This is a genomic window from Brevundimonas sp. (assembly GCF_031412435.1).
GTDB lineage: Bacteria > Pseudomonadota > Alphaproteobacteria > Caulobacterales > Caulobacteraceae > Brevundimonas.
The window spans coordinates 14,055-40,289 of the sequence record NZ_JANODA010000074.1; the positions used below are offsets into that span (position 1 = coordinate 14,055).

Consider the following 26,235-nt stretch of genomic DNA (forward strand, 5'->3'; position numbering starts at 1 on the left):
TCGCGTGTCTCTAGACGCTTTCCTTCACGCGCGCACCGCGTACCGCATCGGCGAGCGCCTTCACCTTCGACAGGACGCGGCCCGCCGCCGGTTCGTTCGCGTCCAGCGCCGCCGCGACCTCGTCGACCAGGACGGAACCCGCGACCACGGCGTCGGCGACGCGGGCGATCTCGGCGGCCCGTTCGGGCGTCTTGACCCCGAACCCGACCGCGACCGGCAGGCCGGAGGCCTTGCGTACCCGTTCGACCGCCGGAGCGACCGAGGCGGACTGGGCCTCCTTCACCCCCGTCACGCCCGCGACCGAGACATAGTAGACGAAGCCCGAGGTCCGCCGCGCAATCAGCTCCAGCCGGGCGTCGTCCGAGGTCGGGGTGGCCAGACGGATCAGCGAAACGGAGGCGGCGTCGAGCGCGTCGGTCAGCGGATCGGCCTCTTCGGGCGGGCAGTCGACGATGATGCAACCATCCACGCCGGCCGCCGCCGCATCGCGCGCGAAGGCCTCGTAGCCATAGCTCTCGATCGGATTGAGATAGCCCATCAGGATCAGCGGCGTCTCCGCATCCCCCTCACGGAAGGCGGCGGCCAGATCGAGCGTGCCCTTGAGCGTCAACCCGGCTTTCAGGCCGCGCAGGGCCGCGCGCTGGATCGGCGGCCCCTCGGCCATCGGATCACTGAACGGGAACCCCAGTTCGATGATGTCGGCCCCGGCGGCGGGCAAGCCGCGCAGGATCTCCAGCGCCTGATCGCGCGTGGGATCGCCGGCCATGACATAGGCCACGAACCCGGCGCGGCCTTCGGCCTTCAGCGCCGCGAAACGGGCGTCAATGCGGGCGGTGGTCATTGAACGGGCGGCGTCGCGGGCGCGGCGGGAGCAGCCGGGGCGGCGGCGCAGACGTCGCCGGGAATGGTCGCCATGGCGATATAGCCCGGCGCCTCCGGTCCCGCCGGGCGGTTGGGATCGTAGAAGGCCTGGATCTGCATCCCGTCGCATCCGCCGGCCTCGCGGCGCTGGACGAAGACCACGCGATTGTCGTCGCCCGCTGCCGCGATCCAGCCCTGGCTCTCGAAGTGGGCGATATAGGCCTCGGCGAGCGCGCCGATCGAGGCCAGGGGTGCGGTCACGCAGAAGGCCTTGCCCGCCATGTCGTAGAGGCTGCCGCACGTCGGATCGAGCGTGGCGCCCGGCAGGACCGGGGCCTCGATCGGCGCGCCAATACCCGTCGCCTGGGCCGTGACCGTCACCGGCGCAAGGGCCAGAGCGGCCGCCAGCAGCATCGTCTTCATCGTCACAACTCCACGCCCAGATGCTTCGCCACCGCGAAGATATCCTTGTCGCCCCGCCCGCACATGTTCAGCACCACGTCGCCGCCCTTGCCGATCTCGTCAGCGATCTCGCCGATGCGAGCCAGCGCATGGCTGGGTTCCAGCGCCGGGATGATGCCTTCCAGCTTGGAACACAGCTGGAACGCCTCCAGCGCCTCGACGTCGGTCGCGGTCCGATACTCGGCCCGGCCGATGTCGTTCAGCCAGGCATGCTCCGGCCCGATGCCCGGATAGTCGAGACCCGCCGAGATCGAATGGCCTTCAAGGATCTGGCCGTCCGCGTCCTGCAGCAGATAGGTCCGGTTGCCGTGCAGCACCCCGGGGCGTCCGCCCTGGATCGAGGCCGCATGGTCGGGACCGTCCAGCCCGCGCCCGGCCGCCTCGATGCCGATCATCCGGACCCCCGCGTCCTCGATGAAGGGGTGGAACAGGCCGATGGCGTTCGACCCGCCGCCGATCGCCGCCACCACAGCGTCGGGCAGCTTGCCCCGGCGGGCCAGCATCTGGGCGCGGGTTTCCTTGCCGATCACCGACTGGAAGTCGCGCACCATGGCCGGATAGGGGTGCGGTCCCGCCGCCGTGCCGATCAGATAGTAGGTGTCCTCGACGTTGGTGACCCAGTCGCGCATCGCCTCGTTCATGGCGTCCTTCAGCGTGCCGCGACCACTCGTCACCGGCACCACCTCGGCGCCCAGCAGCTTCATGCGGAAGACGTTGGGCGACTGACGCTCCACGTCCGTCGCGCCCATATAGACGACGCATTGCAGGCCGAAGCGGGCGCAGACGGTCGCCGTCGCCACCCCGTGCTGGCCGGCGCCGGTCTCGGCGATGATCCGCTTCTTGCCCATCCGCATGGCCAGCAGGATCTGGCCCATGCAGTTGTTGATCTTGTGCGCGCCCGTGTGGTTCAGCTCGTCCCGCTTGAACCAGATGTCGGCCCCGCCGTGGTGGGCGGTCAGACGCTCGGCGAAATACAGCGGACTGGGCCGGCCCACATAGTGGGTCAGAAAGTCGTCGAGCTCGGCCTGGTAGGTCGGGTCGGCCTTGCAGGCCTCATAGGCCTGGTTCAGCTCCAGAACGAGCGGCATCAGGGTCTCGGCCACGAACCGTCCGCCGTAGGGCCCGAAACGGCCCTCCGCGTCGGGCATGGCGTATGCGTTGGGGATGATGGCGTTCACGGGTCAGCTTTCACGCAGGCGTGCGCCCGAAATACGGCCGGGCGGAGGGTTCAGACGACGGCCTTCAGGAAGGCCGCAATCCGGGCCGCGTCCTTAACACCCGGGGCGCTTTCGACGCCAGAGGACACATCGAGTAGCGGTGCGCCGCTGATCGCCGCAGCCTCGGCCGCATTCTCGGGCGTCAGGCCGCCCGCGAGGAACCAGGGCTTGCGGAACGTCCGCCCCTTCAGCATCGACCAGTCGAACGACGCCCCGACCCCGCCGGGCAGGGTCGATCCCTCGGGCGGCTTCGCATCGAACATCAGATGCTCCACGTGATCCTCCCAGTCCGCCGCCGCCTCAAGGTCTTCCGCCGTCGATACCGACAGCACCTTGATGATCCCCGCCCCGGTCAGGGTCCGCACCTCATGCGCCCGCGCCACGGTCTCTCGTCCATGAAGTTGCACGAAGTCCGGCCTCAGATGCGCCCCGATCCGGCTCAGCAGGTCGTCGTCCGCATCCACGGTCACCGCCACGATCCCGGCCTTTTCCCGCGCGCGCTCGAACAGCGGTCGCGCATCCTCCGGGGAGATGTCGCGCGGGCTCCGGGCGAACATCACCGCCCCCACGAACGATGCGCCATGGTCGAGCGCCACGTCCAGGGCGTCGGGCGTGGTGAGGCCGCAGATCTTCACTTGAGTCATGCGTCGCAGGTGACCTTCGCCGACGACGGGGTCAAGCCCGATACAGGTCCGCGTCCGGATCCACACCGCCCCGCACCTCCGCCGCCACGATCTGACTGGCGATGACCGAGTAGGTGATGCCGTTGCCGCCGAAGCCCATGACCGCCCAGCCATGCTCCAGCCCGGGCACAGGCCCGATGCTCGGCAATCCTGTGGAGCTCTCCCCGAACGCCCCTGCCCAGCTGTAGTCGATCTCGAACTCGACCTGCGGTAACAGTCGCTTCAGCTTGCCGACGATGGTCTCGCACTTGCGCTTCAGCTTCGTCTTGTCCTCGTGGGCGACCGGGTCGGCCTCGTCCTCGCCGCCGACGATCAGCCGGCCATCCCCGCCCATGCGGAAATAGAGGTACGGATCGGACGCCTCCCAGACCAGCATGTCTCGAAGCCAGGCGGGGCAGGCCGCCTGCGGCTTCGACGCCATCGCCCAGGTCGAGATCACCTCCGCCTCCGGCGTCGGCGCCCCCTTCGGGAACTCGTATCCGCAGCAGAATACGACCTTGCGCGCCCGCACCACGACGCCGGCATCGGTCGTCAGGGTCACCCCGTCGGGATCGCCCAGCACCTCCAGCGCCTCGACCGGCGAATACACCCGCGCCCCGTTCGTCGCCGCCCGCCTCAGCAGCCCTGCCGCCAGCCGTGCGGGATCGGCGCTCGCGGATCCCTCCGACACGATCGCCCCGGTCCGCTCCATGCCATAGAGGGCGCGCAGCTCGGCCGGGCCGACATACCGGCTCTCGAGCCCCAGCACCGCCCGCGCCCCGGCCTCCGTCTCCAGCGCCCGGTGACCGTACTCATCACCCGCCAGATACAGCGACCCCTTGTCCTTGAGGCCGCAGACGATCCGCTCCCGGGCGACGATCCGCTTCAGAGCGTCCACCGCCGACCGCGACCGTCGCCAGGCCCGGGCCGCATTCTTCGCCCCGATCCTGTCGCCCAGGGCCGTCAGCGGCAGGTCGATCTCCCACTGCAGCATGGCGGTCGAGGCCACCGTCGACCCCATCAGCGGCGGCCGCCGATCCAGCACGGCGACCGAGTGATCCCGGCTCAGCTCGTGCGCCATGAAGGCCCCGCTGATCCCCGCGCCCACGATGCACACATCGACGCTGATGGCCTGCGTCAGCGGTCGCACAGGCACGCCCAGCCCGGGACTATCGGCCCAGACCGAACGCCCGGTCCTCAGGTCTCTCTTGATGGTCGCGCCGGTCATTCTCACTCCGCGGAAGCGGAGCCTTAAGTCAGCGGGAACCGGCCGGTTCCATCAGGCGAAGATCAGGTCGATCTCATCCTGCGTCGCCGGCCGCCAGTCCCCCGGCGCCAGGTCCTCCGGCAGGGCCAGCCGCCCCATCCGTTCGCGGTGCAGGGCTTCGACGTGGTTGCCCACGGCGGCGAACATCCGGCGCACCATATGATAGCGCCCCTCGGTCACCGACAGCCGCGCCTCGGTCGGCGACAGCACTTCCAGATGCGCGGGCGCCAGCGGCTTGTCCTCGCCCTCCAGCACCAGTCCGCCGGCCTCGAACAGCGCCGCCTCCGTCCCCGCCAGCGGCCGGGCGAGTGTCGCGCGATAGACCTTGGCGACATGGCGTTTCGGCGAAATCACCCGGTGCAGCAGGTCGCCGTCGTCGGTCAGCAGCAGCAGCCCCGAGGTTTCCTTGTCCAGCCGCCCGATGGTCGAGATCGCCGGGTCCCGCCGCCGCCACCGCTCGGGCAGGACGTCATAGACCAGCGCCCCGTCCTCCTTGTGCGAACAGGTCATGCCCAGCGGCTTGTTCAGGATCAGCACCAGCCCAGCCGGCGGATCCAGCGGCCGCCCGTCGATCTGCATACGGCCCGGCAGGTCCGGCGTCACCGCGATCCGCTTCGACACATCGGTCAGATCGACCCCGTCCAGCACGATCCCCCCGACCTTGCCCAGCCGCGCGATCTCGCTGCGCGAGCCGTAGCCCATCGAGCCGAGAAGCTTGTCGACCCGGGCCGTGGGGACTTTCTTCATTGCGCTATCGCCCGGCGGGCTACTTGAGCGCGGTTCACTTCACCGCCTCGAACAGCTTGTACCCGCCCCCGTCCGAGATCGGCGTCACCCGCTTGAAGGCCTCTTTCAGTTCGGCCTCATAGGGCAGGTGCCGGTTGGCCACGAGCCACAGGGTCCCGCCCTTCTTCAGCATCTCCGCCGCCTTGCGGATGAAGGCCTGGCCCAGCCGCCGGTCCTCGGCCCCGCCGTCATGGAAGGGCGGGTTGGAGACGATGAAGTCCAGATCGCCCGCCGCCTCCAGCGTCCGCACATCGGCCCATTCGAACGACGCCCTCGCGTCCTCGACGTTCTTCCTCGCCGCCTCGACCGCCCGCCGGTCCAGATCGATCAGCCGCAGCGAGGTCACCGCCTCCGACCGGAGAACCACCGTGGCCAGAGCCCCGTAGCCGCACCCCAGATCCGCGCCCGCCCCCTTCAGCGCCGGCATGGAGGCGGCCAGTTGCGCCGAGCCGGCATCGATCCGGTCCCAGGCGAAGACGCCCGGCTGCGACCAGGCTTCAAGCCCCTCGACCAGTTGCATCGCCCCCGCCGAGATCGCCGCGTCCAGCCCGGTCTCCTTGCCGGTCTTGATGACCACGCATCGGCGATGGTGGGCCTTGGCCGTCTCGCCGACCTCCAGCCCGAACGCCTCCAGCTCCTTCTTGAGCCGCGAGCCGCCCCGGTCCTTGGCCGCCATGACGTCCAGCCGCCCGCCGACCTTGAGCGCCCGCAGCGTCTGCGCCAGCGTGTAGCGCCGCTCCAGCACGCCCGGCGGCGCATAGACCATGGCCGTCTCGACCGAACCGACGGCGAGGCTCTCCAGCGCGGTCGAGCCGACGATCTGCGGAGAGGTCTGGGTCGCCGCGCCCGGCGGATCGAACACCAGCGGGGGGCGGCCATAAAGGATGGAAGTCGTCATCGGCGGGTGAATAGACCGTGGGCGGGACGGTGTCTCCCTCTGCTGCTTCCCGCCCCTCTCCCCTTGCGGGAGAGGGAGATCGCGCACGGCGGCGGCAGCCGTCGGCCTGGCGTGATCGGGTGAGGGGTCACGCCATTCCAACCGGTGAACCTCGTCACGCCCCTCCGGCCGCCCGCGCTACCCCTCATCCGTCAGCCTTCGGCTGCCGCCTTCTCCCGCAAGGGGAGAAGGGAGGATACGCCTGTGCCCATCAACGGATCCCCTGAATCCGCCTTTAAAATCAACGGCCGGTCCTGACGAGACGCCTTATATGCATCACCCCTGAAAACGGGCGCACACTGTCCCGATGTCCGGGACCTCCCCAACCCGCAGCGCGCCCCTGTCGACTCTGTCGAGTCTGTTCAGGAGTCGCGCTCCCGCACGCTTCGGACGCTACGAACGCTTCGGACGGTGTTTTCGAGTCCGCTCAGACCCGCTCCACGCACAGGGCCACGCCCATGCCGCCGCCGATGCACAGGGTCGCCAGACCCTTGCTGCCGCCCGACCGTTTCAGTTCGTACAGCAGGGTCGTCAGGATGCGGGCGCCCGAGGCGCCGATCGGGTGGCCGATGGCGATGGCGCCGCCGTTGACGTTCACCTTGGCCGGATCCAGCCCCAGTTCCTTCAGCACGCACAGGCTCTGGGCGGCGAAGGCCTCGTTGGATTCGACACGGTCCAGATCGGCGACGGTCCAGCCCGCCTTCTCCAGCGCCTTCTTCGACGCCGGGATCGGACCCGTCCCCATGATCGCCGGATCGACGCCCGCCGAGGCCCAGGACCGGATGGTGGCCAGCGGCTCCAGCCCGCGCGCCTTCGCCTCGTCGGCCGACATCAGCACCAGGGCCGCGGCCCCGTCGTTCAGGCCGGACGCATTGGCCGCCGTGACCGATCCCTCTTTGGTGAAAGCGGGCTTCAGCTTCTCCATCGACTCCAGAGTCGCGCCGTGACGGATGTATTCGTCCTTGTCGACGGTGACGTCGCCCTTGCGGCCCGGGATCACCACCGGGACGATCTCCTCGTCGAAATGTCCTGCGTTCTGGGCAGCCTCGGCCTTGTGCTGGCTGGCCAGGGCGAAGGCGTCCTGATCGGCGCGACTGATCTGGAACTTGTGGGCGATGTTCTCGGCCGTCTGGCCCATGTGATAGCCGTTGAAGGCGTCCCACAGACCGTCCTTGATCATGGTGTCGGTGAACGCGAGGTCGCCCATCTTGTGGCCGCTGCGCAGGTGCTGGGCGTGCGGCGCCTGGCTCATGCTCTCCTGACCACCGGCGACGATCACCTTCGCGTCGCCCATGGCGATCTGCTGGTAGCCCAGCGCCACAGCCCGCAGACCCGAGCCGCAGATCTGGTTCAGGCTCCAGGCCGGGGTCTCCTTCGGAATGCCTGCCCCCATCGAGGCCTGACGCGCCGGGCCCTGCCCTGCCGCCGCTTGCAGCACATGGCCCAGGATCACCTCATCGACCTCGGCCGGCGACACGCCCGCCCGCTCCAGCGCCGCCTTGATGGCGATCTCGCCCAGCTTCGACGCCGGCAGGCTGGACAGTGCGCCCAGAAACGACCCGACCGGGGTGCGGGCGGCGGAGACGATGACGACGTCGATCATGGGATTATCCTTTATCGGGCCTCAACGGATGGGAGCCCCGTTAGGCCGCTGGAAACTTTGCGTGGCGTTTCTGCCGCATCCACGCGGTTTCGTCACGTCCGGTCGCCCCGTTCAGGTGAAAGTCATCCCACCTGCCCATTATCCAGGGAACGACAGGCCGAAGAGCCGAGTTTGGTGGGACCATGCTGAACACGCTGAAGCGCCACGCCCGACGGATTTGCACCCCGGATCAGATCGATCTGGAGGAGCACTACCAGTCGCGGTCCGAACACACCGCCGATCTGGTGGTCCATGTCGTCGGCCTGACACTGGCTGCGGTCGGCGGGGTCGCCCTGGCCATCCTCTCGGCCTTCTACGCGGGTTTCGGCGCGGTGTTCGCCACGGCGATCTATGCGCTCTGCCTGATCGCCATGCTGACGGCTTCGACCGTTTACAACCTGACCCGCCCGAGCGCGGCGCGCCCTGTCCTGCGCCGGCTGGACGAGGCGGCCATCTTCCTGATGATCGCGGGCTCCTACACCCCCTTCACCACCCAGCGGTTCGAGGGCTGGTGGGCCATCGGCTTCACCCTGGTGATCTGGACCATCGCCTTTGCGGGCGTGGCGGCCAAACTGGTCGCGCCCCGCATCTCCGACGCCTTCTGGAGCGGGGTCTATGTCCTGTTCGGCTGGCTGGCGGTGATCGCGCTGAAGCCGATGATCGACACCGTCCATCCCGTAGCGCTCGGCCTTTTGGTGCTCGGCGGCCTGATCTATACAGCCGGGGTCTTCTTCTTCATCTCGCCCGGGCTGAAGTACCGCCGGGCCATCTGGCACGGGTTCGTGGTGGCGGGCGCGGGCGTGCACTGGGCGGCGGTTCTGGTCGGGGTGGTGCTGGCCCCCAACCTCGGCTGACACGGAACCGTAATATCTCCACTGGCGCACGGCTTCGCGGTGCGGGATAACGACCGCATAGCAACAAGGACACTGCAGTGGCCGACAGCAATACCCCGGGCGGAAAGATCAAGGACGGCGCCAAGGACGGCGACCCCGTCATCATCAAAAAATACGCCAACCGTAGGCTCTACAACACCTCGACCTCGACCTATGTCACGCTCGAGGACCTGGCCAAGATGGTCCGCGAAGGCGTCGACTTCGTCGTCTTCGACGCCAAGACCAACGAGGAGCTGACCCGTCAGATCCTGACCCAGATCATCTTCGAGGAAGAGAGCCGGGGCCAGGCCCTGCTGCCGGTCCAGTTCCTGCGCCAGTTGATCGGCTTCTACGGCGGTCAGATGGAAGGCGTCCTGCCCTCCTACCTTGAGATGTCGCTCGAGAACTTCTCCCGCCAGCAGGAGCAGTTCCGCGACCAGATGACCAAGGTCCTGGGCGCAAACCCGGCGACCGGTCTGATGGGGGGCGGCCTCATGGAGGCGGCGGCCAAGCAGAACATGGCCATGTTCCAGAACGCCATGAAGATGTTCCCGGCCTTCGCCTATGGCCGCACGGACGGCGAGGCGCCTGCCCCGGCCGCTCCCGCCGCCCAGCCGGCGGCGGACCCGGCCATCGACGAGATGCGTCGCCAGATGGACGAGATGCGCGCCCAGATCGACCGTATCGCGGGCGCTGCAAAGCCGTGACCGACGGGGTCCGCCCTGTCGGACCGGTCGAGGGCCGCGACCGCCGCGCGGCCCAGCGGCGTGAGGCCGAACGCCGCGCCGCCTCCACCAGCCGCGAGCTGGTTCCGGTCGGCAAGGTCGTCGATGAGATCCCCGACCCGGCAAGCCCTGCCGTATCGACCGCCCCCGCCGACACCAACCCCCTCGATCCGGCGGCCGCCTTCGCCGCCCACATCATGGGCCAGACCGGTCAGCGCAGAGGCATCAAAGGCGGCCCGCCGCTCATGGATGCGGCCCGCGCCAGCTATCTCGGGGCCGAATATTCGGGCGAGAAGGACCGCCGCCCGCCGGCCGGACTGATCAAAAAGACAGAACTCTGATCTGGCCCGAGGCTTGCAGCGACCGGGGGGAACTCTCGCCTTCGGACGTCGCCATGACCCTCGCCTTCGCCGCCAAGACCTTCGACGTGATCGTCGTCTCGCTGATCTTCGCCGCCCTGATCTAGGGCCGGGACCTTACGCTCCGGCGCCGAAGTCCAGGTCCTTGCGGGCCGAGATGATGGTCACGATGAACCCGGCCAGCACATCCAGCATGACCATCGTCACGATCAGGAAGAAGGTCGAGGTTGCGAACCCGCGCACCAGCAGGAACTCGACAAGGCAGATGACAAACAGGATCATCGACAGGGCGTGATTGACGATCGCGACTTTCTGGCTCGACGTCGACTTCAGCAGCTCGAAGAACAGCAGGATCAGGGACAGGAACAGAATCAGGTCGCCGACCCCCACGTTCCAGCTCGCGCCCGAGGCCATCGGAATCGAGAACATCGCCTGACGCAGGGCGTCATCCGCCGCCGCCACTCCGCCCCCGCCCAGTCCGGACAGCACGACGATATTGTAGAGGATCACCGGAATGACGAGCAGGGGCAGGGCGATCAGCATGGTCTGTCTCTCGCGTTTGAACGGCGCAGCTTGTTAACGACGGATACTCCCGTTCGCTCCATACGGCTACGCAGGTTCGCCAAACAGGCGACTTAGAACTCCGTGATCGCCCCTGGCCTGCGTGACCGGGTCTTCAGCCACATCACGCCCAGCAGGTCCGAGAACGAGTTCTTGAGCCGCCCCCAGTTCGTATATTTCGACTGACCCGTCTCCCGGTGACGGTGTCCGATCGGCAAATAGCGGTTCTCGTAACCCTCGCGGATCATCAGCGCCGGCAGGTAGCGGTGGACGTGATCGAAATAGGGTAGCCGCAGGAAGACATCGCGGCGGAAGGCCTTCAGCCCGCAGCCCGTGTCGTCGGCATCGTCGCCCAGCAACCGCTTCCGGATCCTGTTGGCCCAGCGCGAGGCCCAAAGCTTGGCCTCGGAGTCCTGACGCTTCTGGCGCACGCCGCCGACCAAGGCGACCTGTGGTGGCGCGGCGATCAGGGCATCGGCCAGTTTCGGCGCGTCATCGGGCGGATTCTGGCCGTCGCCGTCCAGGGTGACCACGATCGGCGCCCGCGCGGCCAGCACCCCCGTCCGCACCGCCCGGCTCTGACCCGCATTGGCCGCGTGCGCCAGCACCCGCAGCGTCGGCAGCACGGCCATCAAGGCCTTGAGTTCGGCCAGGGTCGAATCGCGGCTGGCGTCGTCGACGAAGATGATCTCGTGCGCCCGTCCGTCGAAGGCCGCGGCGATCTCCCGCGCCAGCGGCCCGGCTGCGCCGGCCTCATTGTGGACCGGCACGACGATGGAGATTTGCGGTGTCTCGGCGCTCTGCATCCTTGCTCTCTAGACGCAAAACCCGCTTTCGCGCCACGGTCGGCGATGTCGAGCCGCTGACGCCCGCGCAATCGCCGTGTTAGGAACGATCTCATGACGCGCCCGAACCTCGATCGATATGTCGCCGGCTGGCGCGGCCCCCTCCTGGCGGCGCTGGTCGCCCTGATCGCCGGCCTGCCCGGCCTGCTGCTCCTGCCGCCGCTGGACCGTGACGAAAGCCGCTACGCCCAGGCGACGTCGCAGATGCTGGAGAGCGGCGACTATGTCGACATCCGTTTCCAGGATGATCCGCGCTGGAAGAAGCCGGTCGGCATCTACTGGATGCAGGCCGTGGCCGTGGGCCTGACGTCGAAGGTCGAAAACCGCGACATCGCTCCCTACCGCCTCCCCTCGCTGCTCGGAGCCATGCTGGCCGCCTGGGCCTGCGCATGGGTCGGGGCAGCCTTGTTCGGAGCGCGTGCCGGCTTCCTCGCCGGCGCCATACTGGGCGCGACCTTCCTGCTGTCGTCCGAGGCAGGCATCGCCAAGACCGACGCCATGCTGTGCGGGTCGGTGACACTGGCCATGGCAGGCCTCGCGCGCCTCTATATGGCGTCCCGTGTCGCACCGCTGGTCAAGGGCGACCCGACCCAGCGGCTGTGGAAGTTGATGCTCTGGAGCGGCCTGGGCCTGTCCATCCTGATCAAAGGCCCCATCGGCCTGCTGGTCGTCGTCCCGGCCGTCCTGATGCTGTGCCTGTGGGACCGGCAGTGGGCCTGGCTGAAGCGGCTGGGCTGGGGCTGGGGCCTGCCTCTGCTCGTGTTGATCGTCGGCCCCTGGGCCATCGCCATCACCATCGCCACAGACGGCGGATTCTGGCGCGAATCAATCGGCAATGACCTGGGCTCCAAGGTCACGGGCGCGGCCGAAAGCCATGGCGGCTTCCCCGGCTTGTACGCCGTGCTCGCGCCCCTGCTGCTATTCCCCGCCACCCTGGTGCTGCCGGCCGCCCTGTCGACGGGCTGGAGCCGTCGCGCCGAGCCGGCGATCCGCTTCCTCGTCTGCTGGCTGGTTCCGTGCTGGCTGATCTTCGAGATCGCTCCGACCAAGCTGTTTCACTACACCCTGCCCACCTTCGGCGCGATCGCCCTGCTGATGGCCGCCGCCCTGACCCGGCCGATAGGCAAGGTCTCGCGCTGGACCGGCGCCGCCCTCGCAGTCTTCGGCGCCGTGGTGATCAGCGGAATCACCGTTTACGGTCTGACCGCCTTCGGCACCTCGACGGCCCAGACCTGGGCCACGATCACCGTCGTCTGCGCCGCCATGGCCGCCCTGATCGGCGGTTTCCTGCTACTCAACCGCGCCGCCGTCACCGGGGTCATGATCGCGCTGGGCTTCGGCATTGTCGCCCACGCGGCCCTCGCCGGCACCCTCCGCCAGTTGCGTCCCCTGTCGATCGCCCCCCGGCTGGAGAAGATGCTCGAACTCAACGGCCTGTCGCCGCGTCAGGGCCTGACCCCCGGACCGGTCGCCATCACCACCTTCCATGAGCCCAGCTTCGTCTTCGTCACGGGCCGCGACACCGAACTGACCGACGCTGCGGGCGCCGCCAAGGCTCTCGCCGAAGGCCGTCCCGCCATCGTCGAGGCCGGCGACGACGAAGCCTTCCGGCTGGCCACGGCCCAGACCGGCGTCCCCGGCCGCGCCGTCGGCGTGGTCACGGGCCACAACTATTCCAGCGGCGACGACGTGCGCCTGACGGTCTACGCCCCGCCGGACGCCCCCGAACCGGAAGCAGCGGAAGCCCGCCGTTGAGCCCTCGCCCGATCCAGATCGTCGAGGTTGGCCCACGTGACGGTCTTCAGAACGAGAAGGCCATTCTCGATCCCGCGACCCGCGCCGGGTTGGTCCTCCGCCTCGAGGCCGCCGGCGCCCGCCGCATCGAGGCGATCAGCTTCGTCCATCCGAAACTCGTCCCCCAGATGGCCGGCGCCGAAGAGGTCATGGCCATCCTGCCTCCGGCTCAAGGCCGCAGCCGTATCGGCCTCGTCCTCAACGGCAAGGGCTATGACCGGGCGCTGGGATCCGGAGTCGACGAGGTCAACGTCTCCCTGTCCGTGACCGACGGCTTCGGCCTGAAGAACCAGGGTCTGGCCGTCCGCGACCAGATCGCCATGCTGTCCGAGATCCTCGCCCGCCGTCACAACTCCGACGGCGCGGACGCGCCGGTCCCGTCTTTGTCGGCGGTGCTCAGCTGCGTCTGGGGTTGCCCCTTCGACGGCGAGGTCTCGGTCGGTCAGGTTACCGATCTGGTCGGCGAACTCGCCGCCATGGGAATCGCCGAGATCGGCCTGGCCGACACCATCGGCGTCGGCGATCCGTGGAGCGTCACCCGCAAGGTCGAGGCCGCGAAGGCCGCGGCGCCGGACGCGACCCTGCGCCTGCACTTCCACGACACCCGCAACACAGGTGTCGCCAACGCTTACGCGGCCGTCGAGGCAGGCGTGGATGTGCTGGACGCCTCGGTCGGCGGCATCGGCGGCTGTCCCTTCGCTCCGGGAGCCACGGGCAATGTCGCGACCGAGGACCTGGTCTATATGCTGGAACGCGCCGGCTATGCGACCGGCTACGACCTCGACGCCCTGATCGAAACGGCCCGCTGGATCGGAGGGCTTATCGGCCGGCCTATGCCGAGCGCGCTCAGCCGGGCGGGGGGCTGGGAGGGCTGATCGCGGTTTTCAGTTATCCGCTTCGCTCCGACATCAGATCTTTGTCGCTGAGCCTTGGCCTTGCCTCCGATACTGCTGTTCCATACGGATGTTCCGGCTCCGCCCTGCACAGAGACTGCCCAACATGCCGTTCCCGACCGCGATGACCAGAGAACGCCTCGGACGCATCGTCGAAGATGCCGCCAGCGAGGTCTATCTTTTTGGTGCGCAAGACTTTCAATTCCGGCTCGTCAACAAGGGGGCACGGGAAAACTTGGGCTACAGCGTCGAAGAACTCTCGACCATGACGCCCTGGGATTTGAAGCCCCTGATCAGTCGGGAAGCATTTCTGATGCTGATCGAGCCGCTGAGGTCTGGCGATACAGCAAGGCTCGACTTCGAAACAATCCATCGCCGGAAAGACGGCACGGAATACAATGTCTTCGTCAAGCTTCAGATGTTCGACGACGGTGACGACGCGATTTTCTACGCCGCCATTCAGGATATCACCGCGCATCGGCAGATAGAGGCCGCCCTTCGCGCGACCGCGATGCGACTGGATGCCATCCTGGAGAACACGACCATGGCGGTGTTTCTCATGGATGAGCGGCAGCACTGCATCTTCATGAACAAGGCGGCCGAAACGCTGACCGGATACACCCTCGGTGAGACGGCAGGCCGCCCCCTCCACGATGTGATTCATCACACCCATCCGGACGGCTCGCCCTTCCCGATTTCGGAATGCGCGATCGATCGCGCCTTTCCCGAGAAGGCCGGGGCCCAGGGGGAGGAGGTGTTCGTGCACAAGGACGGCAGCTTCTACCCGATCGCCTTCACCGCAAGCCCGATCCACGACGAGGAGGCCAAGATCATCGGGACGATCATCGAGGCGCGCGACATCAGCGTCGAGAAGCGCAACGAAGAGATCCGCAATCTGCTGATGCACGAGGTCGATCACAGGGCCCGCAACGTGCTTGCGATCGTGCAGTCCATCACCCGACTAACGCGCGCAGACAGTCTGGAGGCTTACAAGGAGGTCCTTGCCGGACGGTTCAGCGCCCTGGCCCGGGCACAGACATCTCTGGCCAGCCGCAGCTGGGAAGGCGGCTGGCTGAAAGACGTCGTCACGGAAGAGCTGGACGCTCTTTGTCCGGCTGACAGCGTCCATATCGAGGGCCCGGAGGTCGGGCTCTCTCCGGAGCAGGTTCAGCCTTTGAGCATGCTGCTTCATGAACTGGCGACAAACGCCAACAAGTACGGCGCCTGCCGCAGCGGTGGGCTTGTATCGGTCACCTGGCGGCTCGATCAGAATCGGGTGCTTCTTCAGTGGCGCGAGAGCGGTGGTCCCCCGGTGCTCGCGCCCACGCGAGACGGCTTTGGATCCTCCCTGAAATCCAGCGTAGTGCGCCAGCTGAAGGGCACCATCGCCCGACAGTGGGAAAGTACCGGCCTGGTCGTTGACATAGAGTTTCCGATCTAGCCCGCTGCAGGCCGGCGCGCCGGGCTAAAGGTTGAGCAGCGCCGGGTCTCCTCCCTGGGCCGAAATGTTGTTCGAGATGGCTTTTTCCGACGCATAGCGGATCAGGCTGTTCGGTCCGCCCGCCTTGGGACCGGTCCCCGACAGGCCCTCTCCGCCGAAGGGCTGGACTCCGACCACCGCGCCGGTGACGCCCCGGTTGATGTAGACATTGCCTGCCGGGACAAGTTGCATAACTTGCTCGGCGAAGGCCTCGATGCGACTGTGCACGCCCAGCGTCAGGCCATAGCCCCGCGCCGCCAGCTTGCCGGCCACCGACTTCAGGTCTTTCGGGTCGTAACGATAGACGTGCAGGATCGGCCCGAAGACCTCGCGCTCCAGATAGTCCGGGGTCGGAATCTCGGCGATCATTGGGGCGAACAGGTCGCCGCGCCGTGAGCCTTCCGGCATCATGGCGCGGGCGATGATCTTCGCATCCTTGCCCAGGCGCTCGACGTGGGCTTCCAGGGCCTTGCGGCTCTCCGGGTCGATCACCGGGCCGATGTCGGAGCCCGGGTCGGACGGATCACCCAGCACCTGGGCCGCCAGGGCGCCCTTCAGGCCTTCGATCAGGCTGTCGGCCGAATCCTTCGGCGCATAGAGCACTCGCAACGCCGAACACCGCTGACCGGCCGAGCCGAAGGCGGACGAAATCACGTCGTCGATGACCTGTTCGCGCAGGGCCGTGGTGTCCACGAACATGCCGTTCAGACCGCCCGTCTCGGCGATGAAGGGCAGGATTGGGCCGGGGCGGGCGGCGATGGCGCGGTTGATCGCCGCCGCCGTGTCGGTGCCGCCGGTGAAGGCCACCCCGTCGATCCCGGCATGCGAGACCAGGGTCGCGCCCACCGTCTCGCCGCGTCCGGGGACCAGGGCCAGCAGGTCGGGGTTCAGCCCGGCCTTGTGATAGAGGCGCACCGCCTCGGCCGCGATCAGCGGCGTCTGCTCGGCCGGCTTGGCCAGCACCGCATTGCCCGCCGCCAGCGCCGCCGCAATCTGGCCGGTGAAGATGGCCAGGGGGAAGTTCCACGGGCTGATGCAGGCGAAGACGCCGCGGCCGTGCAGGACCAGCCGGTTGGTCTCGCCCACCGGCCCGTTCAGCACCTGGGGCCCGCCGAAATCCTTCTCGGCCAGCATGGCGTAGTAGCGGCAGAAGTCGGCCGCCTCGCGGACCTCGGCCACGCCGTCGTTCAGCGTCTTGCCCGCTTCCCGCGACAGCAAGGCCACCAGTCGGTCCATGTCGGCTTCCAGCGCATCGGCCATGGCCCGGAGCACCGGCGCCCGGCGGGAGCCGCCTGACCGGTCCCAAGCGATCTGGGCCGTGGCTGCCGCATGGGCCGCATTGTCGATATCCTCGCTGGAGGCCTCGGACACATGCCCCAGCACCTGCGACCGGTCGTAGGGGTTGGTCACGGCCTGGGCGTTCGTCCCGGCCATCAGCCTGCCGCCGACGATGGGGCCCGAGGTCAGCTTTTCCGCATCGACCTTCTGCAGGGCGGCGGCGTGCCGCTCGCGGTCGGCCTTCTGCGAATAGTCGCGGCCGAGCGAGTTCTGGCGGTCCATGTACATGTCCTTGGGCGTGGGGATCTTGGCGTGGCGGTCGGCGTGGGCCTCGACCGAGGCGATGGGGTCTGCGGCGACGGCCGAGGCCGGCACCCGCTCGTCCAGCAAAGCATGGACGAAGGACGAGTTGGCGCCGTTCTCCAGCAGGCGACGGACCAGATAGGGCAGCAGGTCCTCATGCCCCCCGACGGGGGCATAGGCGCGCACCGTCATCGGCCCGAAGGTCTCGGCGGCGGCGTCGTACAGGGCCTCGCCCATGCCGTGCAGCCGCTGGAACTCGATCTTCACCCCGGCCTCTTTCGCCATGTCGTGCACGGCGGCCAGCGAATGGGCGTTGTGGGTGGCGAACTGGGCGTACAGGTGCGGCGACGCATCGATCATGGCCTGGGCGCAGACCAGATAGTTTAGGTCCGTCGCCGCCTTGGTCGTGAACACCGGATAGTCGGTCCGGCCCATGACCTGGGCCCGCTTGATCTCGGTGTCCCAGTAGGCGCCCTTCACCAGACGCACCATCAGCCGCCGGTTCGAGGTCCGCGCCAGCTGGGCGATCCGCGCGATCGCCTCGGGTGCGCGCTTCTGATAGGCCTGTACCGCGAGGCCCAGCCCCTTCCAGTCGCCCAGTTCCGGTTCGTGCGCCAGCCGGTCCAGCAGCTTCAGCGACAGGGCCAGCCGGTCCGCCTCCTCGGCGTCCATGGTGAAGTTGATGTCGGCGCGCGCTGCGATCAGGGCCAGCCGCTTGATGCGCGGATACAGCTCCTCCCAGACCCGGCCCTCATGCGTCGCCTCATAGCGCGGCGACAGGGCCGACAGCTTGACCGAGACGCCATGCCCGACCTCCGGCCCCTGCCCTCCGGCGGTCTTGCCGACGGCGGTGATCGCGTCGGCGTAGATCTTTTCATACCGCTCGGCGTCCGCGGCGGTCCGGGCGCCCTCGCCCAGCATGTCGAAACTGCACAGCCAGCCCTCGCGGTTCGAGCGCTTCAGCGCCGCCTCGATGGTCCGGCCGACCACGAACTGCTCGCCCATGATCCGGACGGCGGCGGCCACAGCCTGACGAATGACGGGTTCCCCCAGACGGCCGGCGACGCGGGTCAGGAAGCCCGGCAGGTCGGTCTTGGCCTGTTCATCGGCGTCGACCAGCTTGCCTGTCAGCATCAGGCCCCAGGTCGAGGCGTTGACGAACAGACTGTCCGACTGCCCCAGGTGCGACGCCCAGTCGGCGGATCCGATCTTCTCTGCGATCAGACGATCGCGGGTGTCCTCGTCGGGCGTGCGCAGCAGGGCCTCGGCCAGACACATCAGGGCCAGCCCCTCGCGAGTGCCGAGGCTGAATTCCTGCAGGAAGCTTTCGACCACCCCCTGTTTCTTCTGGCTCTTTCGGGCGTGTTCGACCAGTCGGACGGCCTCGTCCACCACGGCCTGACGCGCGGCCGGGTCCAGCGGCGAGGCGGCCAGCAGGGCCCGGACGGTCGAGGGTTCGTCGGCGAACTTGCCGTGATCCAGCGCGTCCCAGTCCTGGGAAAGAAACTGGGGCAGAGAAGGGACGGGAGAAGCGGTAAGGGACATCATGGCGTCGGTGGGATCCTGTCCTGTATGAGCTTGCCTATATGTCGGACCCATCCGAATGTGCATCGTATGATCGTGACCTGAGACGACGATCCTTCGGAAAACCACGCCTATGGCCGTTGAAAATCTGGACGCCGTCGATCGCCGCATTCTGAAGGTGCTGCAGGAGGATGGCCGTGTGTCCAACGCTGAACTCGCCCGGCGGTGCAACCTGTCGCCAGCCGCCTGTTTCGAGCGGGTCCGCCGCCTGCGCGAGCGGCGGGTCATCATCGGCTATGCGGCCCTGATCGACCCGGCCAAGGTCGGGCGCGGCCTCATGATCTTTGTGGAAGTGCTGCTGGACCGGACGACCGGCGACCAGTTCGAAGCCTTTGCGGACATGGTTCGTCGTCAGCCCGAGGTTCTGGAATGTCACATGGTGGCGGGCGGCTTCGACTATCTGCTGAAGGCCCGGGTCGGCGACATGGACGCCTATCGCACCTTCCTCGGTGATGTCCTGACCCGCATGCCCGGCGTGCGCGAAACACGAACCTATGCCGTTCTCGAAGAGGTGAAGTCCACGACCGCCCTGCCTTTGTAGGACTGTCTCGCCTTCGTCGACATGACCCGCTAAAGCTGCCTGCTTGATAAGAAGGCGGAGCCGTTCGGCCCACATGCGCATCGTTCTGGCCACCGACGCTTGGGAGCCCCAGGTCAACGGCGTCGTCCGCACCCTGACCCGCACCGTCGCGGAATGCCGCGCCATGGGTCACGAGGTCGACGTCATCGAGCCCAGCCAGTTCCGCACCATCGCGGCGCCGACCTATCCCGAGATCAGGCTGGCCCTGGGCGCCGAGGAAGAGATTCGCGAACGGCTTCGCGCGATCGAGCCGGACGCCGTCCACATCGCCACCGAAGGCCCGATCGGCATCGCCACCCGCCGCATCTGCGTGGAGTGGAAACTGCCCTTCACGACCAGCTATCACACGAAATTCCCTGAATATATTTCGGCGCGTTTCCCGGTCCCGGTTCAGGTCGGCTACGCCTATATGAAATGGTTCCACAAGCCGTCGGGCCGGCTGATGGTCGCCACCCCGACGCTGAAGAAGGAACTCGAGGACCACGGGTTCAAGAACATCTCGCCCTGGACGCGGGGCGTCGACACCGAACAGTTCCGCCCCGATCTGGAACGCATCTTCGATCAGATCGGCGGCGGGGACTGGCCTCGCCCCTACTGGCTGAACGTCGGCCGCGTCGCCGTCGAAAAGAACATCGAGGCCTTCCTCGAAACCGACCTGCCGGGCACCAAGATCGTCGTCGGCGACGGCCCTGCCCGCGCCGAGCTGGAAGCCAAATATCCCGAGGCGAAGTTCCTCGGCGCCCGCTTCGGCGAGGAGCTGGCCCGCTGCTTCCGCGACGCCGACGTCTTTGTCTTCCCCAGCTGGACCGACACCTTCGGCCTGGTGATCCTGGAGGCCATGGCCACCGGCACGCCCGTCGCCGCCTATCCCGCCCACGGCCCCATCGATCTGGTCCCGGGATCCAACGCCGGCGCGATAGACGAGGATCTGCGCACTGCGTGTCTAGAGGCGCTCAAGTGCGATCGCGCCGCCACCCGCGCCTATGCCGAAAAGTTCAGCTGGCGCGCCTCGGCCGAGCAGTTCGTTCAGAACCTGGAGCCCTATCCGGAGCCCGAGCGTGGGCGCTTCTGGCGCCGCCTTCGCCGTATCGCCCGCGTCAGGCGCAGAGCCGCCGCTTGATCGAAGTCTGGCTGCGCCGTCTGAGGCGTCGGTTCGTCCCGGCCTACGGTCTTCGCAATCCCACCAATCGCCAGCGGTTCGAGACCGTGTTCCGCACCCGCCGCTGGGCCCTGGGCGAATCCGTTTCCGGACCTGGCTCAGATCGCGATTCAGCCCAGGTCGACCACGCCATCCGGGTGCTGACGAAGGCCTGCGACGAACTCGGCGTCCGCTCCATCGCCGACCTCCCATGCGGCGACTTCCACAGGTTCGATCTTTTCCTGAAGGACCGGCCGGCGATCGACTACGTCGGCTACGACATCGTCGGGGCCCTGATCGGCCGCAACCGCATCGATCATCCGGGGCGCCGCTTTGAGGTGCTGGACATCACCAGCCAGGTTCCGGCGCCCGCCGACCTGATCTTCTCCAAGGATCTGGTCAATCACCTCTACGAGCGCGACGTCTGGGCGACCCTGCGCAATATGGCGGCCTCGGGATCGCGCTGGCTGCTGATCACCTCAAATACGGGCTTTGCCAATCAGGAGCTCTTCATGTTCCGCCCCGGCGCCTCGCGCGAACTGGACCTGCGGGCCTCGCCCTACAGCCTGCCTGAGCCGATCTGGTCGGACCACTATTTCTCGCTCTGGACCGTCGAGGCGGTGGCCGCGCGCGTCGCCGAACGGGACCGCCAGCCCGCCTGACCCATCATCATGGGGCCGGTCAGACAGCAGTTTTCAAAGAGTATTTTCGATTTCCAGGCCGCTATATCCATCACGGTTTCCGGCGGTGGTATGATGCAGGCGGGTCTTTGACATCATGAGCGGCGACGGCTGCCCGATCCGGACCCGGCGGACTCGTTTTCAGGAGTCCGGATAGTTCGACTAGTCGGGCCGCGCCATCGGCGTCAGGTCGGTGGCGATGGCGCGCTGAACGACACGCTCATCTGACGGCAGCGGGACCATGCCCCGGTCTTGCAGATAGCCGCCCCGTCCCGTCGCAGCTTCCGAGGTGAACTCGGTCAGAAATGCCTGCAGGCCTGGTGTCACGCCGACATGAGCTTTCTTGACGTAGATGAACATCGAACGTGAGATCGGATATTCGCCCGAAGCAATCGTTTCGAGATCGGGAAACACGCCGTTGACGCTGGCTGGCTTCACCTCGCCGATATTCTCCTCAAGGAAGGAGTAGCCGAAAGCCCCCACCGATCCCGGCGTCCGTGTCAGGGTCTGCACGATGGCGTTGTCGTTTTCGCCGGAGTCGATCCAGCCTCCATCCTCGCGCAGGGTGTGTGCGAGGGCTTCAAAGCGGTCCGGGTCGCTCTCCGCCAGGGCAGCCACTTCAGGAACAGCTTCAGCCGACGGCGTCATGGCCAGCTCGAGCCAGGAATCTCGCGTCCCAGAGGTGGGTGGCGGGCCGTAGACCTGGATCCGGAGCGCCGGCAACCCGGCCCGGACCTGGTCCCAGGTGCGGTAGGGGTTGGGAATGAATGTGCCCGAGGGGCCGGGGACTTCCTTGGCCAGCGCGAGAAAAAGGTCACTGCCCTCGATTACGAAATCCGCCCCCGTCCGCGCCGTCGCAACGACCAGCCCGTCATAGCCGATCTTGATCTCGATGATCTCGGTGACGCCGTTGCTGGCGCAGAGATCGAACTCAGACCCCTTCATGCGGCGCGAGGCGTTGGCGATATCCGGGGTCGAGGGCCCCAGGCCCTGACAGAAGGCCTGGATTCCGCCGCCGGTGCCGAGAGACTCGACGCGTGGCGGCGCGCCTTCAGGATTGTTACGGGCAAAATTCTCGGCCACCCGGGTCGCGAACGGGAAGACGGTCGAGGACCCCGCCGCCCAGATGCCGTTACGCTGTCCGCCACCCTCACCACAGGCGGCCACAGTCAGGGCGATGACGGCGGTTCCGGCGACGAAAAGCCGGCGGGGCAGGATGGACGACATCAGGCGGTCTCTCGGGCGGAGCGAATGTGCGACGCTTAAAGCAGACGTTTGCGCATGGCCTGTGACAGCATGTCGATCAGGGTCACGGCGATGACGACGATGATGACGATGGCCGACACCGAGCGGAAGTCGAAGGCGTTCATGCTGTCGAACAGCACCTGGCCGATGCCGCCCGCGCCGATCAGACCCAGCACCGTCGCCGAACGGCTGTTCGATTCGAACCGGTAGAGGGCGAACGAGGTCCACAGCGGCGCGACCTGCGGGATCACGCCCCAGACGATTTCATGCAGAGGCGAGGCGCCGGTGGCGCGGACGCCCTCGACCGGACCCTTGTCGATCGACTCGACCGCTTCGGAGAACAGTTTGGCCAGAACGCCGGCCGTGTTCAGGGTAATGGCCAGGACGCCCGCGAGCGGCCCCAGACCCACGGCCACGATGAACAGCAGGCCGATGACCAGATCGGGGATCGAACGCAGCAGGTTCATGACCCACCGGACCGGCGTCACAACCCAGACCGGGGCGATGTTGCGGGCTGCGGCCAGACCCAGCGGCACGGCCAGGAAGACAGCGAGGAAGGTGCCCCACAGTGCGATCTGAATCGTCAGCCACATCTGCTCCACGAACAGTCGCCAGTTGGCGAAATTCGGCTTCAGCAAGTCGCTGGCGAAGGTCTGGATGTTGGCGCTGTTCGTGAACAGGCGGGACAGGTTGCCAAGATCGACGTCGCCGACGCTGTAGACCAAAAGGGCCAGGACCCCGCCCCAGATCAGGACATCGAGCGCCCATGCGCCCATCGACTTCGACGGCGGCTTCGGAATGGAGCCGGCCGGAAGGGCAGCGTCGGTCAAGGCTGGACCTCACGCAGGGCGCGCAGGCGCTGCAACTCGGCCTCGGCGGCGGTGACGCCGGCGGCGTCGCCCTTGTCGCGGGCTTCCTGCAGCTTCTGGTCGGCGACCATCTCGCGGATCGGGTTCAGATAGCTGTCATCGGCGGCGCGGAACTGGGAGTATTCCAGCCCGGCCAGCACCTGGCGCTGGCGATCGGCCTCGGCGCCCGTGCCCTGGCCGTAGGTCAGGAAGAAGCTGCGGATCTTTTCCTTGATCGCGGAATCGAGATCGCCGCGCACCAGGATGCCCGATTCCGGGATCGGCGGGGACTGCCAGATCTCGGTGATCTGGGCCGCGATGGCCGGGTTCTGGCGGTTCAGGAAGACGGTGTTGACCGTGTTCGAGGTCGCCACATCGACCACGCCCGTGGCCACGGCGAAGGCGTTGGCCTGGTGGTTGGCCGAGCGCACCGTGGCGAAGCACTGGGCCGGAACGATGTTGCGCGGATTGAACAGGAAGGCCATCGGGGCCAGCGTACCCGAGGTCGACTGGGCGTCGCCGATGCCGAAATCGAAGCGCTTGCCGCAGGCCAGGACCTGATCCAGCGTGATGCCCGAGCCGGTCTTGACGATCAGGGTCGAGCGATAGCTGTCCAGCCCTTCCTTGTTCACCGTGCGGGCGATGACCTCGGCGTCGGCGCGATCGATGGCCTCGACCGCCGGCTTGGCCGAGAACCAGGCGACCTGGGTCTGGTTGCCGCGCATGGCTTCGACCAGGACGGTGTAGTTCGAGCCGAAGAAGGGCTCGACCTCTACGCCGATCGCCTCGGACATGTCGTCCAGCAGCGGCTGCCACAGCGGCCCGGCCGAGGCCTGGCCTTCTGCGGACAGGATGGAGAAGGTGATCTTGGACGGCGCACCGCCCGACCTGGCGTCGTCCTCGTCGCCGCAGGCCGAGAGGCCGAGCAGGGCGATCGCGGCGCCGACCAGACCGGCCCGGCGAGTGAAGGAGGCGAAGGTCATGCCTTGGTTTCCCAGAACGCGTCCTCAAATTCGGGACCGTAGATGTCGATCAGTTGCTTGGTGTCGAGGCTGGTCGACGGGCCGTCATAGACGACCTTGCCCGCCTTCAGCGCGATCACCCGGTCGCAGTAGCGGATGGCGTAATCGACCTGGTGCAGAGTGACGATGACGCCGAGGCCGTCGCGCCGGTTCAACTCGACCAGCAGTTCCATCACCTTGCGGGCGGACACGGGATCCAGCGAAGCCACCGGTTCGTCGGCGAGGATGCCCTGGGCGCCCTGGACCAGGGCCCGGGCGATGGCGCCGCGCTGCTGCTGCCCCCCCGACAGGGTGTTGGCGCGCTGGGCGGCGTAGTCGGAGACGCCGACGCGGTGCAGGGCGGCCATCGCCTTGTCCCTGTCGGCGTTCGGCCAGGCCCCGAAAAGACCTTGCCAGCCCGGCAGACGCCCAAGGGCGCCCAGCATGACGTTGGAAAACAGGCTCAACCGACCGACCAGATTGAACTGCTGGAAGATCATGCCCAGCTTCTGGCGTGCGGCGCGCACGGCTCCGGTCGTGCGGCCGTTCTTCTGGACGCAGACTCCGAAGACATCGATCTGGCCCTTGCCGGCGTCGATGGTTTGCAGGCCGGTGATGGACCGCAGCAGGGTGGACTTGCCCGATCCGGACGGACCGATCAGGGCGACCATCTCTCCAGCGGCGACGGACACGGAGACGCCGTCCAGCGCCTTCCGGGATCCGAAGGTCTTGGACACGTCGCGGGCCATGACGAGCCCGGCCACGAGGGGGCCGGGCGCGGAGCTAACGGCTGATGAACTCATGAACTCGCTTGGCGGCTGACGAAACAGGCGCCGAATGACGCGAGAAGGGCGGTCCGGCAAGTCTTAATGCCACGTCCGTCGCGGCTGCGTCCAGCGCGACAGCGCAACGGCGCCGCTCAGCCCAGCCTCGCAGCCTCTTCCACGGCGCGGACATCGGCAGGTAGCGATAGCGCCAGACGCGCCCGGTCCAGCGCTTCGCCCGCCTGGCGATCGGCCGCGGCCGCCAGCGATCCCTCGTCGCGCCTCAACTTGCGCAACAGCTTTTGCAGTCGCACCGCAACGGCCACGTCGCCAGCGCCGTATCGCGCGACGGGGCCGAACACGTCGCTGATCAGGTCGTCATCCTCGATCTTCGGCGCCCAAACACGCGAGTAACGGACCTCCTCAAGGGCGCCGGGGGCCATCGCGGCCCATCCGTCCAGCGCACGGACGGCCGCGCCCATGACCTGTATCGCCGTGCCCGGATCATTGACGCCAGGCGACAGCGCCTTGCCAGCGATCTCGCCCAGCACGATCAGCCCGAACCGGGGATCCTGATCGAATGATCGTTGTCCGCCGATGGTGAAGGCCGAGCGAAACGCGTCATGCCCCTCATCGTCACAGTCATCGCCCGTTATCACCGCGACGGCGTCGCCACTCCGGACATAGGCGCCGGGAGCAGCGAGGATTTCGACGTGACAGTCTCGCGCCTCGGCGACGAACTGCAACCGCGCCGGATCAACGTTCTGGATATAGCCGGTGTCGGCCGCCGCAATTTTGATTTTCCCATCGACATGGCCGGGCCGGCCGCCGAGAGACGGTGCTTGCCGCTGTGCCTTCATCGCGGTTCTCGCCTGAAGCTCTGCGAGGTCGATCATGTGGCCGACCCGCGCCAGGCTGGACAGCCGGTTGATCCAGGTCAGCAGCCTCACTGCGACCAGACAGACGACGCCCAGGCTGAACAGGAAGAGGATGGCCCGCCCTTCCTGCCCATAATAGTTGGCGTTGATCGCGGTCACCGCGACGATGGCGTACAAAAACGCCCCGACGAAAGTCGCCAAGGCCTTCTGGACCTCGGAATCGCTGGTCACCAAGGCGGCTACGCGCGGTGTCGCCGTCTGGGACACGGCGGTATAGGCCGTCACCATAGCGCCCACCGAGAAGGTCGCCACCCCAAGCAGACTGGATGCCAGGATGGTCAGGATCGAACTGACGGACTCGCCGCCCAGTCGCTCGGCCATTTCCTGAGGCACCCAGGGCGCAGCGAAGACAGCCAGCAACGCGGCCCCGATTCCTGTCGCGGCATAGAGGCTCGCCCGGACCCAAAGCTGACGGCACAGGTTGCGCCACCAGAACAGCCATCGATTCATTCGCCAACCACCCCAGGGCCCTCGACCTTGACCATAACGAAGGCGGGGGTTGGAAGTTCACGC

25 protein-coding genes are annotated in these 26,235 nt (G+C 67.4%); 9 read left to right on the forward strand and 16 right to left on the reverse strand.

Annotated elements, in window-relative coordinates:
* Positions 1-10 precede the first annotated feature (10 nt).
* The 8 genes from trpA to RMO01_RS14285 form a co-directional block, all read right to left on the reverse strand.
* Entirely contained in the window at positions 11-841 is an 831-nt protein-coding gene (gene trpA, locus RMO01_RS14250) for a tryptophan synthase subunit alpha (protein WP_309629720.1), read from the reverse strand.
* Complete coding sequence (locus RMO01_RS14255; protein ID WP_309629721.1) at positions 838-1,284, reverse strand: hypothetical protein; 447 nt, start codon at positions 1,282-1,284, stop codon at positions 838-840. Before RMO01_RS14255 ends, trpA begins: the two co-directional genes overlap by 4 nt.
* Positions 1,285-1,286: 2 nt before the next feature.
* Positions 1,287-2,471 carry a tryptophan synthase subunit beta gene (gene trpB / locus RMO01_RS14260; RefSeq protein ID WP_409013087.1) on the reverse strand — a complete coding sequence of 395 codons (1,185 nt, stop codon included), beginning with the start codon at positions 2,469-2,471 and terminating at the stop codon, positions 1,287-1,289.
* 80 nt (positions 2,472-2,551) lie between these two features.
* Positions 2,552-3,184 carry a phosphoribosylanthranilate isomerase gene (locus tag RMO01_RS14265; protein ID WP_309629723.1) on the reverse strand — a complete coding sequence of 211 codons (633 nt, stop codon included), beginning with the start codon at positions 3,182-3,184 and terminating at the stop codon, positions 2,552-2,554.
* 31 nt (positions 3,185-3,215) lie between these two features.
* Positions 3,216-4,430 carry an FAD-dependent oxidoreductase gene (locus tag RMO01_RS14270; protein WP_309629724.1) on the reverse strand — a complete coding sequence of 405 codons (1,215 nt, stop codon included), beginning with the start codon at positions 4,428-4,430 and terminating at the stop codon, positions 3,216-3,218.
* 51 nt (positions 4,431-4,481) lie between these two features.
* Positions 4,482-5,216, reverse strand: coding sequence for a pseudouridine synthase (locus tag RMO01_RS14275; protein WP_309629725.1), 735 nt, complete (start codon positions 5,214-5,216; stop codon positions 4,482-4,484).
* A 34-nt stretch (positions 5,217-5,250) separates the two neighbouring features.
* A complete protein-coding gene (locus RMO01_RS14280; RefSeq protein ID WP_309629726.1) occupies positions 5,251-6,153 on the reverse strand; it encodes a class I SAM-dependent methyltransferase in 903 nt (300 codons plus the stop codon).
* Between the two features lie 466 nt (positions 6,154-6,619).
* Entirely contained in the window at positions 6,620-7,795 is a 1,176-nt protein-coding gene (locus tag RMO01_RS14285) for an acetyl-CoA C-acetyltransferase (RefSeq protein WP_309629727.1), read from the reverse strand.
* A gap of 182 nt (positions 7,796-7,977) precedes the next feature.
* Here RMO01_RS14285 and trhA point away from each other — a divergent pair, with 182 nt between their 5' ends.
* The 3 genes from trhA to RMO01_RS14300 all read left to right on the forward strand — a co-directional run bounded on the left by trhA (position 7,978) and on the right by RMO01_RS14300 (position 9,772).
* Positions 7,978-8,688, forward strand: a complete 711-nt coding sequence (gene trhA, locus RMO01_RS14290; protein WP_309629728.1) for a PAQR family membrane homeostasis protein TrhA — start codon at positions 7,978-7,980, stop codon at positions 8,686-8,688.
* Positions 8,689-8,765: 77 nt separating this feature from the next.
* Positions 8,766-9,413: a polyhydroxyalkanoate synthesis repressor PhaR gene (gene phaR / locus RMO01_RS14295; protein ID WP_309629729.1), complete on the forward strand. Its 648-nt coding sequence runs from the start codon at positions 8,766-8,768 to the stop codon at positions 9,411-9,413.
* Entirely contained in the window at positions 9,410-9,772 is a 363-nt protein-coding gene (locus RMO01_RS14300) for a hypothetical protein (protein ID WP_309629730.1), read from the forward strand. Before phaR ends, RMO01_RS14300 begins: the two co-directional genes overlap by 4 nt.
* A gap of 135 nt (positions 9,773-9,907) precedes the next feature.
* Here RMO01_RS14300 and RMO01_RS14305 read toward each other — a convergent pair whose 3' ends face one another.
* Together RMO01_RS14305 and RMO01_RS14310 are read right to left on the reverse strand one after the other, a co-directional pair.
* The gene (locus RMO01_RS14305; protein ID WP_309629731.1) at positions 9,908-10,333 is read right to left on the reverse strand and encodes a hypothetical protein; all 426 of its coding nucleotides are present in this window, start codon (positions 10,331-10,333) and stop codon (positions 9,908-9,910) included.
* 92 nt (positions 10,334-10,425) lie between these two features.
* On the reverse strand, positions 10,426-11,157 hold the full coding sequence (locus RMO01_RS14310; protein ID WP_309629732.1) for a glycosyltransferase family 2 protein: 732 nt from the start codon (positions 11,155-11,157) through the stop codon (positions 10,426-10,428).
* 93 nt (positions 11,158-11,250) lie between these two features.
* Here RMO01_RS14310 and RMO01_RS14315 point away from each other — a divergent pair, with 93 nt between their 5' ends.
* From RMO01_RS14315 to RMO01_RS14325, 3 genes are all read left to right on the forward strand, one after another.
* Entirely contained in the window at positions 11,251-12,951 is a 1,701-nt protein-coding gene (locus RMO01_RS14315; RefSeq protein ID WP_309629733.1) for a glycosyltransferase family 39 protein, read from the forward strand.
* The gene (locus tag RMO01_RS14320) at positions 12,948-13,865 is read left to right on the forward strand and encodes a hydroxymethylglutaryl-CoA lyase (protein WP_309629734.1); all 918 of its coding nucleotides are present in this window, start codon (positions 12,948-12,950) and stop codon (positions 13,863-13,865) included. Before RMO01_RS14315 ends, RMO01_RS14320 begins: the two co-directional genes overlap by 4 nt.
* 124 nt (positions 13,866-13,989) lie before the next feature.
* On the forward strand, positions 13,990-15,324 hold the full coding sequence (locus RMO01_RS14325; protein ID WP_309629735.1) for a PAS domain S-box protein: 1,335 nt from the start codon (positions 13,990-13,992) through the stop codon (positions 15,322-15,324).
* 24 nt (positions 15,325-15,348) lie between these two features.
* Here the strand turns inward: RMO01_RS14325 and putA are convergent, their stop codons facing one another.
* Positions 15,349-18,492 (reverse strand): bifunctional proline dehydrogenase/L-glutamate gamma-semialdehyde dehydrogenase PutA, encoded by a 3,144-nt coding sequence (putA, locus tag RMO01_RS14330; RefSeq protein WP_309629736.1) that lies wholly within the window; start codon positions 18,490-18,492, stop codon positions 15,349-15,351.
* A 109-nt stretch (positions 18,493-18,601) separates the two neighbouring features.
* Between putA and RMO01_RS14335 the strand changes: the two genes are divergently transcribed.
* The 3 genes from RMO01_RS14335 (at position 18,602) to RMO01_RS14345 (ending at position 20,908) form a co-directional block, all read left to right on the forward strand.
* Positions 18,602-19,069, forward strand: a complete 468-nt coding sequence (locus tag RMO01_RS14335) for an Lrp/AsnC ligand binding domain-containing protein (protein WP_309629737.1) — start codon at positions 18,602-18,604, stop codon at positions 19,067-19,069.
* 73 nt (positions 19,070-19,142) lie between these two features.
* The gene (locus tag RMO01_RS14340) at positions 19,143-20,228 is read left to right on the forward strand and encodes a glycosyltransferase family 1 protein (RefSeq protein ID WP_309629738.1); all 1,086 of its coding nucleotides are present in this window, start codon (positions 19,143-19,145) and stop codon (positions 20,226-20,228) included.
* Positions 20,225-20,908: a hypothetical protein gene (locus tag RMO01_RS14345; protein ID WP_309629739.1), complete on the forward strand. Its 684-nt coding sequence runs from the start codon at positions 20,225-20,227 to the stop codon at positions 20,906-20,908. Before RMO01_RS14340 ends, RMO01_RS14345 begins: the two co-directional genes overlap by 4 nt.
* 180 nt (positions 20,909-21,088) lie before the next feature.
* On the opposite strand, the gene RMO01_RS14350 is transcribed toward RMO01_RS14345, so the two are convergent.
* From RMO01_RS14350 to RMO01_RS14370, 5 genes are all read right to left on the reverse strand, one after another.
* Positions 21,089-22,153, reverse strand: a complete 1,065-nt coding sequence (locus tag RMO01_RS14350) for a substrate-binding domain-containing protein (RefSeq protein WP_309629740.1) — start codon at positions 22,151-22,153, stop codon at positions 21,089-21,091.
* A gap of 35 nt (positions 22,154-22,188) precedes the next feature.
* The gene (gene phnE / locus RMO01_RS14355; RefSeq protein WP_309629757.1) at positions 22,189-22,947 is read right to left on the reverse strand and encodes a phosphonate ABC transporter, permease protein PhnE; all 759 of its coding nucleotides are present in this window, start codon (positions 22,945-22,947) and stop codon (positions 22,189-22,191) included.
* Positions 22,948-22,997: 50 nt separating this feature from the next.
* Entirely contained in the window at positions 22,998-24,002 is a 1,005-nt protein-coding gene (gene phnD, locus RMO01_RS14360; RefSeq protein ID WP_309629741.1) for a phosphate/phosphite/phosphonate ABC transporter substrate-binding protein, read from the reverse strand.
* Positions 23,999-24,823, reverse strand: a complete 825-nt coding sequence (gene phnC, locus RMO01_RS14365; protein WP_409013086.1) for a phosphonate ABC transporter ATP-binding protein — start codon at positions 24,821-24,823, stop codon at positions 23,999-24,001. The genes phnD and phnC overlap by 4 nt, the downstream gene beginning before the upstream one ends.
* 116 nt (positions 24,824-24,939) lie before the next feature.
* The gene (locus RMO01_RS14370) at positions 24,940-26,172 is read right to left on the reverse strand and encodes a DUF2254 domain-containing protein (protein WP_309629742.1); all 1,233 of its coding nucleotides are present in this window, start codon (positions 26,170-26,172) and stop codon (positions 24,940-24,942) included.
* Positions 26,173-26,235: the final 63 nt, after the last annotated feature.

What these genes read in the sequence shown, in the direction of transcription:
- RMO01_RS14335 (WP_309629737.1), top strand. Translation starts at nt 18,602, where the DNA reads ATGGCCGTTGAAAATCTGGACGCCGTCGATCGCCGCATTCTGAAGGTG.
- RMO01_RS14285 (WP_309629727.1), bottom strand. Translation starts at nt 7,795, where the DNA reads ATGATCGACGTCGTCATCGTCTCCGCCGCCCGCACCCCGGTCGGGTCG.
- phnE (WP_309629757.1), bottom strand. Translation starts at nt 22,947, where the DNA reads ATGGGCGCATGGGCGCTCGATGTCCTGATCTGGGGCGGGGTCCTGGCC.
- trpB (WP_409013087.1), bottom strand. Translation starts at nt 2,471, where the DNA reads ATGCCCGACGCGGAGGGCCGTTTCGGGCCCTACGGCGGACGGTTCGTG.
- phnC (WP_409013086.1), bottom strand. Translation starts at nt 24,823, where the DNA reads ATGAGTTCATCAGCCGTTAGCTCCGCGCCCGGCCCCCTCGTGGCCGGG.
- RMO01_RS14255 (WP_309629721.1), bottom strand. Translation starts at nt 1,284, where the DNA reads ATGAAGACGATGCTGCTGGCGGCCGCTCTGGCCCTTGCGCCGGTGACG.
- RMO01_RS14270 (WP_309629724.1), bottom strand. Translation starts at nt 4,430, where the DNA reads ATGACCGGCGCGACCATCAAGAGAGACCTGAGGACCGGGCGTTCGGTC.
- RMO01_RS14340 (WP_309629738.1), top strand. Translation starts at nt 19,143, where the DNA reads ATGCGCATCGTTCTGGCCACCGACGCTTGGGAGCCCCAGGTCAACGGC.
- putA (WP_309629736.1), bottom strand. Translation starts at nt 18,492, where the DNA reads ATGATGTCCCTTACCGCTTCTCCCGTCCCTTCTCTGCCCCAGTTTCTT.
- trhA (WP_309629728.1), top strand. Translation starts at nt 7,978, where the DNA reads ATGCTGAACACGCTGAAGCGCCACGCCCGACGGATTTGCACCCCGGAT.
- RMO01_RS14350 (WP_309629740.1), bottom strand. Translation starts at nt 22,153, where the DNA reads ATGTCGTCCATCCTGCCCCGCCGGCTTTTCGTCGCCGGAACCGCCGTC.
- RMO01_RS14310 (WP_309629732.1), bottom strand. Translation starts at nt 11,157, where the DNA reads ATGCAGAGCGCCGAGACACCGCAAATCTCCATCGTCGTGCCGGTCCAC.
- RMO01_RS14305 (WP_309629731.1), bottom strand. Translation starts at nt 10,333, where the DNA reads ATGCTGATCGCCCTGCCCCTGCTCGTCATTCCGGTGATCCTCTACAAT.
- RMO01_RS14280 (WP_309629726.1), bottom strand. Translation starts at nt 6,153, where the DNA reads ATGACGACTTCCATCCTTTATGGCCGCCCCCCGCTGGTGTTCGATCCG.
- RMO01_RS14325 (WP_309629735.1), top strand. Translation starts at nt 13,990, where the DNA reads ATGCCGTTCCCGACCGCGATGACCAGAGAACGCCTCGGACGCATCGTC.
- RMO01_RS14265 (WP_309629723.1), bottom strand. Translation starts at nt 3,184, where the DNA reads ATGACTCAAGTGAAGATCTGCGGCCTCACCACGCCCGACGCCCTGGAC.
- RMO01_RS14275 (WP_309629725.1), bottom strand. Translation starts at nt 5,216, where the DNA reads ATGAAGAAAGTCCCCACGGCCCGGGTCGACAAGCTTCTCGGCTCGATG.
- trpA (WP_309629720.1), bottom strand. Translation starts at nt 841, where the DNA reads ATGACCACCGCCCGCATTGACGCCCGTTTCGCGGCGCTGAAGGCCGAA.
- phnD (WP_309629741.1), bottom strand. Translation starts at nt 24,002, where the DNA reads ATGACCTTCGCCTCCTTCACTCGCCGGGCCGGTCTGGTCGGCGCCGCG.
- RMO01_RS14315 (WP_309629733.1), top strand. Translation starts at nt 11,251, where the DNA reads ATGACGCGCCCGAACCTCGATCGATATGTCGCCGGCTGGCGCGGCCCC.
- RMO01_RS14370 (WP_309629742.1), bottom strand. Translation starts at nt 26,172, where the DNA reads ATGAATCGATGGCTGTTCTGGTGGCGCAACCTGTGCCGTCAGCTTTGG.